The 14365-nt window shown below is 31.5% G+C and carries 13 protein-coding genes and 1 pseudogene; 8 read left to right on the top strand and 6 right to left on the bottom strand.

Annotated features, from left to right (window positions below; genetic code table 11):
* Positions 1-35: 35 nt before the first annotated feature.
* The 6 genes from N5D46_RS04470 to N5D46_RS04445 all read right to left on the bottom strand — a co-directional run bounded on the left by N5D46_RS04470 (position 36) and on the right by N5D46_RS04445 (position 6841).
* Entirely contained in the window at positions 36-2255 is a 2220-nt protein-coding gene (locus tag N5D46_RS04470) for a glycoside hydrolase family 2 TIM barrel-domain containing protein (RefSeq protein ID WP_280036190.1), read from the bottom strand.
* A gap of 101 nt (positions 2256-2356) precedes the next feature.
* Positions 2357-3436 carry a peptidylprolyl isomerase gene (locus N5D46_RS04465; RefSeq protein WP_038331198.1) on the bottom strand — a complete coding sequence of 360 codons (1080 nt, stop codon included), beginning with the start codon at positions 3434-3436 and terminating at the stop codon, positions 2357-2359.
* Between the two features lie 25 nt (positions 3437-3461).
* A complete protein-coding gene (locus N5D46_RS04460) occupies positions 3462-3989 on the bottom strand; it encodes an FKBP-type peptidyl-prolyl cis-trans isomerase (RefSeq protein ID WP_115000909.1) in 528 nt (175 codons plus the stop codon).
* A complete protein-coding gene (locus tag N5D46_RS04455; RefSeq protein ID WP_280049281.1) occupies positions 3989-5014 on the bottom strand; it encodes a DHH family phosphoesterase in 1026 nt (341 codons plus the stop codon). Before N5D46_RS04455 ends, N5D46_RS04460 begins: the two co-directional genes overlap by 1 nt.
* Positions 5015-5112: 98 nt before the next feature.
* Positions 5113-5943, bottom strand: a complete 831-nt coding sequence (locus N5D46_RS04450; protein ID WP_280036185.1) for an ABC transporter permease — start codon at positions 5941-5943, stop codon at positions 5113-5115.
* Position 5944: 1 nt separating this feature from the next.
* Positions 5945-6841: an ATP-binding cassette domain-containing protein gene (locus tag N5D46_RS04445; RefSeq protein WP_115000904.1), complete on the bottom strand. Its 897-nt coding sequence runs from the start codon at positions 6839-6841 to the stop codon at positions 5945-5947.
* A gap of 74 nt (positions 6842-6915) precedes the next feature.
* On the opposite strand from N5D46_RS04445, the gene N5D46_RS04440 reads away from it, so the two are divergent.
* The 8 genes and pseudogenes from N5D46_RS04440 (at position 6916) to N5D46_RS04405 (ending at position 14340) form a co-directional block, all read left to right on the top strand.
* Positions 6916-7800 carry a ChaN family lipoprotein gene (locus N5D46_RS04440; RefSeq protein WP_125349266.1) on the top strand — a complete coding sequence of 295 codons (885 nt, stop codon included), beginning with the start codon at positions 6916-6918 and terminating at the stop codon, positions 7798-7800.
* Positions 7801-7883: 83 nt separating this feature from the next.
* Positions 7884-9253: pseudogene (locus N5D46_RS04435) on the top strand (Gfo/Idh/MocA family oxidoreductase).
* The gene (locus tag N5D46_RS04430; RefSeq protein ID WP_280049280.1) at positions 9243-10163 is read left to right on the top strand and encodes a sugar phosphate nucleotidyltransferase; all 921 of its coding nucleotides are present in this window, start codon (positions 9243-9245) and stop codon (positions 10161-10163) included. The pseudogene N5D46_RS04435 and the gene N5D46_RS04430 overlap by 11 nt, the downstream one beginning before the upstream one ends.
* Before the next feature lie 6 nt (positions 10164-10169).
* Complete coding sequence (locus N5D46_RS04425) at positions 10170-11201, top strand: aminoglycoside phosphotransferase family protein (RefSeq protein WP_280049279.1); 1032 nt, start codon at positions 10170-10172, stop codon at positions 11199-11201.
* On the top strand, positions 11173-11661 hold the full coding sequence (locus N5D46_RS04420; RefSeq protein WP_115000896.1) for a GNAT family N-acetyltransferase: 489 nt from the start codon (positions 11173-11175) through the stop codon (positions 11659-11661). Before N5D46_RS04425 ends, N5D46_RS04420 begins: the two co-directional genes overlap by 29 nt.
* The gene (locus N5D46_RS04415; RefSeq protein ID WP_185144134.1) at positions 11661-12755 is read left to right on the top strand and encodes a Nif3-like dinuclear metal center hexameric protein; all 1095 of its coding nucleotides are present in this window, start codon (positions 11661-11663) and stop codon (positions 12753-12755) included. Before N5D46_RS04420 ends, N5D46_RS04415 begins: the two co-directional genes overlap by 1 nt.
* Before the next feature lie 2 nt (positions 12756-12757).
* Positions 12758-13543: a hypothetical protein gene (locus N5D46_RS04410; RefSeq protein WP_125349270.1), complete on the top strand. Its 786-nt coding sequence runs from the start codon at positions 12758-12760 to the stop codon at positions 13541-13543.
* Positions 13544-13686: 143 nt separating this feature from the next.
* Positions 13687-14340: a hypothetical protein gene (locus N5D46_RS04405; RefSeq protein WP_219034331.1), complete on the top strand. Its 654-nt coding sequence runs from the start codon at positions 13687-13689 to the stop codon at positions 14338-14340.
* The last annotated feature ends 25 nt before the right edge of the window (positions 14341-14365 follow it).

The raw sequence follows: 14365 nt of genomic DNA, 5'->3' as shown, positions 1-14365 counted from the left end.
TAATTTTTAAGCCTTTTTTATGATATTATTTCCCACTAAAGTCCAACATGAATATCTTTCGTAGTGGCTTCTTTTTGAGAAGTTTTATATTTTGGATCATAGTTCCAAATAATTTTATCTGAAATGGTTTTTCCATTAAGATTAGTTTCTGCAATGATTATGTTTTCACCTTTTTGCAATTGAACATTTTCAGCAACGAAATGAATTTTATTATAGCCATTTTTTACATTTTCAATCTTTTTACCATTGACAGTTAACGTTGGCGTTCCTTGATTAGAGAAGATTGTAACAGTTGTAAATTCATTTCCTCTATTTACCATTCTACGTTGCGTTAAATAAACAACAGGTTCTTTGCTCCAATTTGCTTTATACCAATAAAAAGGATCTTTTTTAATTTTTCGATCAAATGAAACCAAACCTTTGAAATTTCTTGGATTAACATTCAATCGTGTAATAGGCGTTGCAAAATCGAAAGTATTCCAAACATAAGATCCCAAAAATATTGGATGTTTTTCTATTGTTGCCCAATGAACAATATGAAATTTAGTTGCAAATTCTTCTGGAAAAAATGCAGGATCACTCCATTGATTTCCATAGTTTCCAGCAACTTCAACTTGATCTTCAGGTTTTGCTTCTGCGCCATATTCAGAGAAAATGATTTTGTAATCTTTGAATTTTTTCGAAATTTCATTCGCCCAAGTTTCAACATCTTCTTTGTCTGTCAAATTTTCGACTTCGCCATTGTACCATCCAAAATAATGATTAATTCCTTGTATATCCGCATTATTATTAACTGGATGATCGACTACATTATAACCACTTACTTGTACTGTATAACGATCAGGATCTTCTGTTTTAGCTAAGTCATTTAGTTTTGTTGTCAATTCGATGGTGTAATTATTTGGCGAATAAACTTCATTGTGTAATCCCCAAGTGTAAATAGATGGATGATTGTAATTTTGACGAATCAACTCTTTTAATTGTTGCATTGCATTATTTTCTTCCAAGGTTGTAACCTGATTCACAAATGGAATTTCTGCCCAAACAATCAATCCTAGACTATCACATTTCGAGTAAAAATAATCAGATTGTTGATAATGAGCTAATCGAATAGAAGTTGCACCAATTTCTTTTATAATTGCTAAATCTTCATCGTGATCTTCATTTGATAAAGCCGAACCTTTTCCCCAGCGATCTTGATGTCTTGTCACGCCATAAAGCGGATATTTTTTGTCGTTTAAGAAGAAACCTTCGTTCGCTTTTAGTTCAAATTTACGAATACCCAAAGGTTGTGTTACTTCATCTAAAACTTGATTATTTTGTTTGATTTGTGTCACTACTTTATATAAATATGGATCTTCTAATCCATTCCATAAATGTGGATTATTAACCTTAATATCTTGAATAATTTCTTGTCTTCCTTGTGGTGATAGAGTGTAAGGAGTGCTGATAGATTTTACAGTTTTATTGTTATGATCGATGATCGAAGTGAAAATTTCGATGTTATTTGTTTGAGCTGATTTATTATCAACTTTGACTTTAAGATGAATATCAGCCGATTTTTTACTAACATTTTTCTGAGAAATAAAAATTCCAGCCGAAGCAAAATCATTTACAGCAATATTGATAGGGTCAGTAACAATCAACGAAACAGGACGATAAATTCCACCATAAACAGGAAATAAAACATGATTAACAGGAATAATTGCTGGATTTTCCTCGTTATTAGCTTTAACCAAAATTTCATTTTCTTGATCAAATTTTAACATTCCTGTCAATTCCAAAACAAAAGCAGAATATCCACCTTGATGGCGTCCAACAAAATTATAATTTCCGTTGTTTACATCACCTTGATAGCTTACTTTGTTCTTATTTTGAGTTGATTTTAAAGGAGAATTATTCATGTAAACTTCTGCATTTGCTCCAACACCTTCAAATTTGATAAAGATTCGTTTACCTTTCCAGTTTACTTTTGGCGTAAAAGATTTTCTGTAATACGAATCACCTACATAAAAACGCTCGTTTGTACTATAAAAACCAGGTGTAACTTGGTTCGTTTGCATATCAGTTGCATTCCATGTATGTGGAACTTGAACCAATTGCCAATCGCCTTTGAAGATAGAATTGTAATTAATTTCTGCAGTGGTAAATGGCCCTTTTTTAAAGCTCCAATTAGAGTTGAAGTTTACTATTTCTCGTGCATTTACTATTTGTAAACCGATAAAGAGTAAAATTAGAGATGTTAAATTTTTCATGTGAGTTTTGATAAGCAGTAAAAATAGTGATTTCAAAAATGTAGGCAAAAAAGAAAGCCACTCAATTTGAGTGGCTTTTCTACTTATTTTGAATAGATAAATTATTTATCTAAAACTTCCATATCAAAATATAAAGTTGCATTTGGTGGTACAACACCTCCAGCACCTCTTGATCCGTAACCTAATTCGGCAGGGATAATTAAGAAAACTTTAGAACCTCTGTTGAACATTGTTAATGCTTCCATCCAACCTTGGATTAATCCTGTAACACCAACTGTTGCGTCTAGTGGTTGATTGCGATCGTAAGATGAATCTAATTTTTCACCATCATTTAAACGTAAAGTATAATGTACTTGAATTGGATCTCCTTGTACAGGTTTTGCTCCGTTTCCTTCTTCTAAAATTACATATTTTAATCCAGAAGGAGTAGTTTGCGCTTTAGCCTCTAATTCTTTTTGACGAGCAATTTCAGCATCTTTTTCAGCTTTTGCTTTCGCTTCAGCTTCAGCTTGTTTTTTTGCATGATTTGCTTTTGCAGTTTCAAAAGCTTCTCCACCGTTATATTTGGCATATTTATCACCTTTACGAGCGATTTCTACTTTCTCAATCACAACTGGAACAACTGGTTTGTCATCTCTTGTTTTTTCTACATTAGCAATAGAATCTACAACTTCTAAACCTTCTACAACTTGTCCAAAAACAGTGTGTTTACCATCTAACCATGGAGTTGGAACCTCTGTAATGAAGAATTGAGACCCGTTTGTTGCTGGTCCTGAATTTGCCATAGATAAAACACCTTTTTTATCGTGTTTTAATGTTGCATCAAATTCATCTTCGAAATCGTAACCAGGTCCACCTGTACCTCTTCCGTCTGGATCACCACCTTGAATCATGAAATCTTTGATTACACGGTGAAAAATGATTCCATCATAAAAAGGAATTCCTTTTGCTTTTGCTTTATTTTCTTTTGTACCTTCTGCTAATCCTACAAAGTTAGCAACAGTCATTGGAGCTTCTTCTTCGTATAATTTGATTGTCATTGCACCATGATTTGTTGTCATTTTTGCATACAATCCGTCTTCTAAACTTTTAAATTCTTCTTTACTCATCGATTTTGGAATTTTAACGCCACAACTAACAAGAGTAGTGATGACAGTTAAGATTAATAATATTTTTCTCATTTTAACTTTACAGTCTTTGTGTTTATTAGTGTTTTTTTATTTTTAAAACTTTTACATCCATAATAATAGGCGAGTCTGGAGCAATTTTTTGTGTATCACCATAACCTCCATAAGCTAAAAACGAAGGTAATAATAATTTAGCAGTTTCACCTTCAGGAATTAATTGCAAACCAGCTTGTAAACCTCTCACAATATCAGCTTTTCCTAAAATTATTTTCTGAACTTTATTATCGTTAAACGAATATAAAATATTGTTTTCGAGATCAGTTACTTGATATTCAAATTCGATGTAGTCTCCATTATTTGCTGTAGAAGCTGTTCGTTGACCACTATTTGAAATCCAAAAGCCCGAACTCGTTTTAACAAATTTTAGGTCAGATGTTTTCATATAATCATCAAACCATTGTAATTCTTCTTGATGCAATAATTTTCCACGTTCTTGCGAACGTTTCATAAAATCGTCATTGGAATATGAAACGGGATATTGTATGACTTTTTGATCACAACTCATTAACGCAAAAACAGCGAAAGTGAATAAAATAACTTTTTTCATTAGATAACGATACTAGCTAATTTTTCTTGATATTCTGGTAAAAGGGATTGGAAATAAGCAATTGTTTCTTCCATATTCATATCCGAACGACCTCCAGAAGCATTCATATGACCGCCGCCATTGAAATGTTTGCGAGAGAATTCATTCACATCAAAATCACCTTTCGAACGTAACGAAATTTTAATGAAATTATGATGTGTGTCTTCAATAAAAATTACAGAAAAGATAAAATTCTCTACACTCAAACCATAATTTACAAAACCTTCTGTATCTCCTTTCTGAAAACCATTTGCCAACAAATCTTCACGTTTTAAGAACATGAAAGCTGTGCGATGTTCTGGTAAAAAAGTTAGATTATTTAGGGTTAATGATAACAATTTTAAACGTCCTTGCGTTTGCGAATCGTTTACATACGAAGTCACTTTGTCAACTTCTACACCTTTATCAATCAATTCTGCAACAATTCTATGCGTATCAGCCGATGTATTACGAAAACGGAATCCGCCTGTATCCGTCATTATTCCAGTATAAATACATTCAGCAATGCCTTTATCAATTTTATCCAAATCATTCATCGCTTCGATAAAATTATAAACCATTTGACAAGTCGCAGGCATTTCGATATCCGAATACATAAAATCAAATGTATCTGGTTCACGGTGATGATCGATTAATATTTTTGGTGCTTTCGAACGTTCAACCCAGTTTCCTAAGTCGTCAATTCGTTTTACAGTATTAAAATCTAAGATAAAAATCAAATCAGCTTGATGTATAATTGCTTCGGCAACTTTTGGTCGGTAATCTGCAATTACAATCTCTTTTGCTGAAGGCATCCATTTTAGGAACTTAGGAAAATCGTTTGGTGAAACAATGTTACACGTGTGTCCTAATTTATTCAAATAATGAAACATCGCCAATGTAGAACCTATCGCATCTCCATCAGGATTTTTGTGCGGTAGAATTGCAATTTTCTTTGGTGTTGATTTTAAAAGAGTTTTTAACTCTTCGAAATTTGTCATTTGCATAGTTGCAAAGATAAACAAACAAGTGAAATTGTAAATTGCTTTGAACAAGAAAACCTCCAAATTTGGAGGTTTTCTTGTTTTTATGAAATATTTATAATTTATAAATCTCTTTTCTTGATAATTAATAAGGATAAACCAAGAAATAAAATGATGTAGAAAATATTTACCGCAAAATGATCCCATTGTACATGATCGGCAACAAATAACTTACCTTCCATAATTGCTTTTTGTATATCTACAGAAGGATAATCAACTATTTTTCCGTTTGAGTTTAGTGGTAAATAATTAGTTAAGATTTTAATTTCTTCAGGATTTTTTGGAGGATTTTTACCAAATCGAACTAAAAATTCAACAACTTTAGCAACAGATTCTATAATATTCAAAACAATTAAAGATAAAATCGCAAAAGCACTTTTCTTTAATAGGAATGATAAAAACATGGCGAATACAATATAAGCGAAGATTTCGACGAAATATCCTCCTAAGAATTCGATTCCGTTTACAAAATCAAACTTTTCGCTAAAAATAGAACCTAATGCAAAAACTAAAACGCCAACTAAAAGTGTAGAAATCAAAGTTATCACAACGTTCATCAAAACTTTTGTGTTTAAAAATTCAGTTTTAGATAAACCATCAATTGTATTTTGCTTGAAAGTTCCGAAAGAGTATTCGTTTGTAATATTATTAATAACAATAATAGCTAAAAAGAATTTTCCAAAACCAATTAACCACGTGATATTATGCCAAATTACAGGAAACTCTAATGCACCTAATTTGATTAAATCAATTTCGATTCCATTCATATTTGGTTTGAAATTCGGCAACGTAATTCCCATTAACAGAATCATCACAAAATATAAAATGATGAAAATTCGTGTTCCTTTGTTGTAGAATAATTTATTCCATTCTATGCTAAATAATCTTTTCATGTTAGTTCTGTTTTTGGATTAATTGGAAAAATTGTTGCTCTAAAGATTCTTTACGTTTTACCAAATGATTCACGATAATTCCTTGTTCATAAAGCATTTTATTGATTTCTGCAGGATCTTTTTCTTCTGATAAAACAGCAAAAAGTTTGTTATTTTCTTTAGTAACTTTCGAAACGAATGAGAACGTTTTTAATGTATATTCCAAACTTTCCATATTTTGCGCAGCAACTTCGATGCTTCCAAAACTTGAATTCATTTGATCTACAGAACCCGCATAAAGCATTTTTCCTTGATTAAGAACCACCACATGCGAACATACTTTTTCGACTTCGTCTAATAAATGACTGGCCAAAATAATTGTTGTCCCTTGTTGCGCAATTTTAATAATCAATTCACGAATCTGAATAATTCCTTGTGGATCTAAACCATTTGTAGGTTCGTCTAAAATCAACACTTCAGGATCATTTAACAACGCAGCCGCAATAGCCAAACGTTGCTTCATTCCCAACGAATATTGTTGAAATTTATCTTTTTTACGAGAAAGTAATCCAACTAATTCAAGTTTTTCGTCAATTTTCGCATAATTAACTTCTTTAATATCAGCAACAATTTCAAGATTTTTTTCTGCTGATAAATAAGGATAGAATTTTGGGCTTTCGATAATTGCACCAATTTTTTTTAATGAATCGTTATCTGGTTCTTGATCAAACCATTTCCACGAACCCGCTGTAGGATTGATTACATTAAGAATCATTCCTAATGTTGTCGATTTTCCACTTCCGTTTGGACCAAGTAATCCATAAACGTTTCCTTTTTCTACCGAAAAAGAGACATTGTTGACCGCTGTAAAACTGCCAAATTTTTTAGTAAGTTGATTAATTTCAAGAACTTTATTCATAGTAGTTGAATTTGTTTTCTTTATATGTAGAGTTTTTTGTTAATTTGTTACAATTTAGAATTAATTTAAATAACATGAGAACGATACTTTATACCTTATTAATTGTACTAACAATTCAGGCTAAAGCGCAAAACGGAAAAACTTATCAAATTTATAATCAACAAGAAAAGAAAGTTGATTTTGATAAAATGATTAAAGAATTAGCAAAATATGATGTTGTTTTATTTGGTGAACATCATAATAATGCGGTAAATCATTGGTTGCAATTGCAAACGACAAAAGAATTGTATAAGATAAAAGGAAAACAACTGATTCTTGGAGCAGAAATGTTCGAGCGTCATCAACAAAATGATTTAACGAATTATTTGAAAAGCAAAACGACGGATGATGAGTTTCAAAAGAGTACAAAGCTTTGGAATAATTACAAAACAGATTACAAACCGCTTGTTGATTTTGCGAAAGAAAAGAATTTAGATTTTGTAGCAACTAATGTATCACGCAAATATGCTTCGTATGTCGCTAAGAATGGACTTGAAGCTTTGGATACAGTTCCAAATAATGAGAAAGTCTTTATTGCGAAACTTCCTATTACGATAGATTATGATGCGCCTGGTTATCCTGAGATGATTAAAATGATGGGAGATCATGCTGGAGTGAAGGCAAAACAGTTTGTTGCAGCACAAGCTACAAAGGATGCAACAATGGCAGAATCAATTTTGAATAATTTGAAGAAAAATAATCTATTCATTCATTACAATGGTGATTATCATTCTAAAAATTATGGCGGAATTTATTGGTATTTGAAATATTTTCGACCTGAGCTCAAAATCGCCGTAATTGAAATTCTAGAAAGTGAAGATTTAAATGAAAAATTATCTGTAATTAAATCTAAAAACGAAAATGTTACTACGACAGAATTTATTATAGTATTTCCTAAGGATTCGCCTAAAACCTACTAATTTTACTGATAAGCAGAAAGTTTTATTGATTATTTTTCATATTTTGCATTTTTAAAAAATAAAGCAAACAATTAAATACAACTATGGACAGAAGAAATTTTATTAAATCGACTGCTGCAGCATCTACGGTAGCATTAGTATCACCAGATTCATTATTTGATTTTTCATCAAAATTGAAAAGGTGAAAGTAGGAATTGTTGGCTGTGGAATGAGAGGGCAGGTACATTTAGATGAGTTATTAAAAAGAAATGATGTAGAAGTTGTTGGGATCGCTGAACCAGATCAACGAATGATTGATCGTTCAAACAAAATTTTTGCAAAACATAATAAAAAACCTGTAGAGTATTTTAAAGGTTTAGATGGATATAAAAAATTATATAAGAATAAGAAAATTCATGCTGTAATTATAGCTACGCCATGGGAATTTCACGCTGAGCAAACAATTGCAGCAATGAATGCGGGTAAAATTGTAGGTTTAGAAGTGTGTGGAGCGATGAATTTACAAGAATGTTGGGATTACGTAGATACATACGAAAAAACGAAAGTTCCTGTATTCATGATGGAGAATGTTTGTTACCGTCGCGATGTTATGGCTGTAATGAATATGGTTCGTAAAGGAATGTTTGGTCAAATTGTTCATGGACAAGGTGGTTACCAACACGATTTAAGAAATGTATTATTTAACGATGGTAAACAACCTTATGGTGGAGGAGTTGAATTTGGAGACAAAGGTTTCTCTGAAGCTGCTTGGCGTACAAATCATTATGTAAAACGTAATGCAGAATTATATCCAACGCATGGTTTAGGACCAATCGGTACAATGATGGATGTTAACCGTGGAAATAGAATTACACATTTAACTTCTATGGCTTCTCGACAAGCTGGTTTAACTGATTATATCGTGAAAAATGGAGGAGCAGATCACCCAAATGCAAAGGTTAAATTCAAACAAGGAGATATCGTTCAAACAATGTTAAAATGTGAGAATGGAGAAACAATCTTATTAACGCACGATACATCTTTACAACGTCCTTATAACTTAGGTTTCCGTATTCAAGGAACTGATGGTATTTGGCAAGATATCGGTTCAGGAGGATTTAGTCAAGGTTTCATTTATTTTGAAGATGAAATGAAACATTCTCACAAATGGGCGAGTTCAGAAGATCATTTAAAAACTTACGATCACCCATATTGGAAAAAATACGAAACTCAGGCAGAAGGAGCAGGACACGGAGGAATGGATTTCTTCTTAATGAATGATTTTATCGAGTGTATCAAAGCAAACAAAGAATTCCCATTCGATGTATACGATTTAGCAACTTGGTATGCAGTAACACCATTAAGTGAAAAATCTATCGAAGGAAACGGTGCTTCTCAAGAAATGCCAGATTTTACAAGAGGAAAATATAAAACAAGAAAACCAGTTTTTGGTACAGAAGATTATGGAATCTAAAACCTTATCATTAGTCATTTTAGCAGGTGGAATGGGAAGCCGCTACAAAGGACAAAAACAAATTGATCCAATTGGACCAAGTAAAGAAACGTTGATGGAATATTCAATTTTCGATGCTTTTTCTTGTGGAATAAAACATTTTGTATTCATTATTAATGAACAATTTAATGCAGAAACTAAAAAATATTTTCAAAATTTAATTGAAAAAAATGGAGGTAAAGTAGAATTTGTTCTTCAAACGACGTATACATCTGTTCCGAGAGGAATTTACGATACAATAGAAAAACGTGAAAAACCTTGGGGAACTGGACATGCGTTAATGATTACAAAAAATCATTTAAACAATCCATTTATTGTGATTAATGCTGACGATTTTTATGGTCGTAAAGCTTATGAAAAGGCGAATGAATTAGTTCAAAACGAAAAAATCACTGCAAATACTTATGGTATGGTTGCGTACAAATTGGCGAATACGATCAGCGAAAATGGTTCTGTTTCTCGCGGAGTTTGCACGGTAACTAACGGTCATTTGGAGAATGTTGTAGAGCGTACAAATATCTATTCTAACGAAAATGGAGAAATTGTTTTTGAAGAAGATGATAACATTTTACCATTGGACGGAGATACGGCTGTATCGATGAATTTCTTTGTTTTACATCCTTCTATTTTCAGAAAATTAGAAGATAAATTTGAGGAATTTCTTCACGAAAATGCTTCTCAATTGAAAGCAGAATTTTTCTTGCCGAAAGTTGTAAATGATATGATCAAAGAAGATCAATTGGAAGTGATTGTAGAAAAATCGGATGACAATTGGTTTGGAATGACATATCCAGAAGATAGAGAAGTAGTTGTAAATTCTATTCACAATTTAATCAATGATCAAAAATATCCAAATTCACTTTGGACATAAAATATAATGGAGAAAATATTAAAACATTATTTCGAAAATATAGATCAAGTTAGTGTTAATCCAATCAGTTCTGGTTGGATTAATTCTACTTATGAAGTTGAGTACGAAGGAAAAAAAAATATTTTACAAAAAATAAACACGCACGTTTTTCCTCAACCAGAAGTAATTTCTAACAATATTGACATCATTTCTCGTCATCTAAAAGCAAAGAATTATCAAAATTCGGTAATCGAAATTGTAAAAGATTTGCAAGGAAATTTATTAGCAAAAGAAGATGGAGAAATTTGGAGGATGACTTCTTTTATTCCAAATTCTATTTGTTTTGAGAAAGTGGAATCTGCGGAACAAGCATACGAAGCGGCGAAAACAATTAGTGAATTTCATTCGTATTTGTTAGATGTTAATGTTGATGAAATTCATCCTTCGATTGTCGGGTTTTTAGATTATCATAAACGTGTAAATGATTTCAAAAATGCATTGAAAAATGCTTCAACAGAGCGTTTAGAAGAAACGAAAGAAGAAGTTGCTTATATTTTGGATAATCTGTATCAAGTTGAAAAATATTTAGAAATAGATTTCCCAAAACGTGTCGTTCATGCTGATGCAAAAATTAGTAATTTCTTATTCAATAATGATAATCATTCGCAAGCAATTGCTGTGATAGATTGGGATACAATAATGCCAGGAAATATTTTGTGCGATTTTGGAGATATGATTCGTACATATGCAAATCTGAAAGCAGAAGATGATCCTAATCCTGAAAAATTGTTTGAACCTGATTATTATAAAGCGGTTAAAAATGGGTTTTTAGAACATTTAAAATATGATTTACAACCAATAGAGATCGAAAATATGGATTTTGTTGCGTATATTGTGATTTATATTCAGGCGGTTAGATTTTTGGCAGATTATTTAGAAAACGATATTTATTATTCGATTTCTTATCCAAAACAAAATCTAAATCGTACGATTAATCAAATCAATTTATTAAAAGCATTAACAAAATTTCATGAAGAAAATTCGGTTCGAAAAATATAAACCTACAGATTTTAATAACTTTTTTAAACTTGTTCAGGACGACGAAGTGATGAAATATATCTCTGGAAAAGGTTTGAATGAAGAGCAAGCAAATCACAAATTTACATCAATCTTAGAAAAAGGTAGCGTTAACGAAAACCTTGGTTTTTTTAAGGTTTATGACGAAAACGACACACTTTTAGGTGATTGTAAATTGGTGTATAACAAACATATCGAAAATTCACTTGAAATAGGTTATTTATTGAAAAAAGAATTTTGGAGAAAAGGTTTTGGATCAATGATTTGCGAACATTTATTAGCAGAATCAAAAGAAAAATTTCCTGATTTGCAAGTAATGGCTGTCATCGATCCTGATAATGTTGCTTCAAGAAAGTTGTTAGAAAAGTTTAATTTTGAATCGTATTGGAAAGGCATCGAAAATGATTTGCCTACAGAAAAATTGCTTTTAAAAGAGAAATGATACGAGTAAAAGATGTCGCTTTGGCGATGGAAGAAATAGCGCCTTTGGCGTATGCAGAGGATTTTGACAATGTTGGATTGCTAGTTGGTGATTACAATAATGAGGTAACAGAGATCTTGGTAACGTTGGACACAACACCAGAAGTTGTGGAAGAAGCGATTGAGAAAAATTGTAATTTGATTGTGAGTTTTCATCCAATTATTTTTTCTGGTTTAAAGAAATTGAACGGAAAAAATTATGTTGAAAAAGCTGTGATGACAGCAATCAAAAATGGAATTAATATTTATGCAACGCATACAGCTTTAGATAATTCGAAAGTTGGAGTTAATTTCAAAATTTCTGAACAATTAGCTTTATTGAATACGAAAATTCTTATTCCAAAATTGCAAACTATCAAACAATTAATTACCTATGTACCAACAGAACATGCTGACCAATTGAAATTTGCGTTGTATGAAGCGGGTGCAGGAAAAATTGGGAATTATGATTCGTGTGGTTTTGCGATAGAAGGCGAAGGAAATTATCGACCAACTGCTGGTGCAAATCCGTTTATTGGCGAAATAGGGAAATTGGAAGCAGTAAACGAAACGCGAATAGAGGTTATTGTTCCGCAACATTTGGAAGGTGATGTGATGAATGCTTTATTCAAAAATCATCCGTACGAAGAAGTTGCTTATTCTGTTATTTCGTTGAATAATCAAAATAATTATATTGGAATTGGAATGATTGGAGAGTTGGAAAATGAAATGGAAGAACTCGATTTTTTCAATTATCTAAAAACTCAAATGAATACACCCGTTATTCGTCACTCGAAATTATTAAACAAAAAAATAAAGAAGGTTGCTGTACTTGGAGGTTCTGGCGCATTTGGAATAAAAAATGCAATTTCGGCTGGAGCGGACATTTATATCACGGCTGATTTGAAATATCACGATTTTTTTACAGCTGAAAATAAGCTTGTTTTGGCAGATATTGGACATTTTGAATCGGAACAGTTTACAAAAAACTTAATAACTTCGTATCTTAAAGAAAAATTTACTAATTTTGTGGTCTTTAATTCTGGAATTAATACCAATCCTGTTAATTATTGTTAACTATGTCTGAAACAAAAAATATCAAAGAACTAAGCGTAGAAGAAAAACTTCGCGCGTTATACGACTTGCAATTAATTGATTCACGTTTAGATGAAATCAGAAACACAAGAGGTGAATTACCTTTAGAAGTTGAAGATTTGAGCGACGATGTTGCACAATTAGAAACGAGAATCCAAAAAATAGTTGACGAAACTAAAGGTTTGGATGAAGAAATTAAATTGAAGAAAGAAGCAATCAAAAATGCTGAAGCTTTAATTAAAAAATACACGAAACAACAAGATAACGTACGAAATAACAGAGAATTTGATGCTTTAGCTAAAGAAGTTGAGTATCAAGGTTTGGAAATTGAGTTATCTGAAAAACGTATTCGCGAGTTTACAGTTAAAATTTCTCAAAAAAATGCACAAGTTGAAGAATTTAATGCAAAATTAAATTCAATGAAAGAGCATTTATCTCACAAACAAGCTGAGTTGGATACAATTGTAAAAGATACAGAAAAAGAAGAAAGTAATTTATTGAAATTATCTTCTGAATATTCTGCTAAAATCGAACAAAGATTATTAGATGCTTACAGCCGTATCAGAAATTCTGTGAAAAATGGTTTAGCTGTTGTTCCTGTACAACGTGGAGCTTCTGCGGGATCTTTCTTTACAATTCCACCACAAAGACAGATGGATATCGCTCAACGTAAAAAAATTATCGCTGATGAACATTCAGGACGTATCTTGGTTGATTTGGAATTGGCTTTAGAAGAGCAAGAAAAAATGGAAATCGTTATCAAAGGATAATTTTCTGTTAAAAAATATTTTATTTAATATCAAAGTGTTGCACGTTTGTGTGACACTTTTTTTATGCCAAAACTGGTTGTTGTTATTTTTTAGCACGCTATTTGTAATATTGGCATTATAATTAGTTTGAAAATTTAGAAATTATGAAAAAAATTATATTTTTAGCAATGTTAACGGTCTCGTCTATATCATTAACATCTTGTGTGAATAATGATGATGGATACTATGACAACGGACCAGAAATTGTAAATGTTGGACAAATCAATTATGATGGCGTTTCTTTTCCGCTTCGAAATGCAGTTGTAGCTGATATTGAAAAAGCAGATGGAGGATATTATTATAGTGTAGAGTTATCGACGAATCCGGTTCCTAAAAATGGAAAATTATATGGCTCTTATTTGTATTTAGAAATCTTTCAAAGAGGTGATTTAAATTTTAATGGAACTTACGTAACAGAAAATAATGATAGAGGATTGGATTATATCGAATATTACGAAGATCCTATTATGCAAAATTATGTACCAGTTCTTAATTCAGGAACATTTGCATTATTAGATACAGATTTCTCTTCAGGATCTATTAACTTAAAAAATTATTTTGATCCTTATAACAGAAGTTTATTGTCTACAAACTTTGCTTTGAGAGTTTCGAATGGTAAAACATTGACGGGTGATTTTGACGGATTGTTTGATTTCATTCAATTATACAACAAATCTGCAAAAGGTGCTGTAAATGCAAAATCAGCAACAACAGAAAGAGTAAAAACAGGAGTGAGAAGACCTTCTGCAAGAAAATAAAATTTCAATTTATAGATAAAAAAAA

The organism is Empedobacter sp. GD03865 (assembly GCF_029840775.1).
GTDB classification, from domain to species: Bacteria; Bacteroidota; Bacteroidia; order Flavobacteriales; family Weeksellaceae; genus Empedobacter; species Empedobacter falsenii_B.
Note: the sequence above shows the minus strand (reverse complement) of the source record. Positions and strands in the feature narration are given on the sequence as shown.

What these genes read in the sequence shown, in the direction of transcription:
- N5D46_RS04470 (WP_280036190.1), bottom strand. Translation starts at nt 2,255, where the DNA reads ATGAAAAATTTAACATCTCTAATTTTACTCTTTATCGGTTTACAAATA.
- N5D46_RS04465 (WP_038331198.1), bottom strand. Translation starts at nt 3,436, where the DNA reads ATGAGAAAAATATTATTAATCTTAACTGTCATCACTACTCTTGTTAGT.
- N5D46_RS04460 (WP_115000909.1), bottom strand. Translation starts at nt 3,989, where the DNA reads ATGAAAAAAGTTATTTTATTCACTTTCGCTGTTTTTGCGTTAATGAGT.
- N5D46_RS04455 (WP_280049281.1), bottom strand. Translation starts at nt 5,014, where the DNA reads ATGCAAATGACAAATTTCGAAGAGTTAAAAACTCTTTTAAAATCAACA.
- N5D46_RS04450 (WP_280036185.1), bottom strand. Translation starts at nt 5,943, where the DNA reads ATGAAAAGATTATTTAGCATAGAATGGAATAAATTATTCTACAACAAA.
- N5D46_RS04445 (WP_115000904.1), bottom strand. Translation starts at nt 6,841, where the DNA reads ATGAATAAAGTTCTTGAAATTAATCAACTTACTAAAAAATTTGGCAGT.
- N5D46_RS04440 (WP_125349266.1), top strand. Translation starts at nt 6,916, where the DNA reads ATGAGAACGATACTTTATACCTTATTAATTGTACTAACAATTCAGGCT.
- N5D46_RS04430 (WP_280049280.1), top strand. Translation starts at nt 9,243, where the DNA reads ATGGAATCTAAAACCTTATCATTAGTCATTTTAGCAGGTGGAATGGGA.
- N5D46_RS04425 (WP_280049279.1), top strand. Translation starts at nt 10,170, where the DNA reads ATGGAGAAAATATTAAAACATTATTTCGAAAATATAGATCAAGTTAGT.
- N5D46_RS04420 (WP_115000896.1), top strand. Translation starts at nt 11,173, where the DNA reads ATGAAGAAAATTCGGTTCGAAAAATATAAACCTACAGATTTTAATAAC.
- N5D46_RS04410 (WP_125349270.1), top strand. Translation starts at nt 12,758, where the DNA reads ATGTCTGAAACAAAAAATATCAAAGAACTAAGCGTAGAAGAAAAACTT.
- N5D46_RS04405 (WP_219034331.1), top strand. Translation starts at nt 13,687, where the DNA reads ATGAAAAAAATTATATTTTTAGCAATGTTAACGGTCTCGTCTATATCA.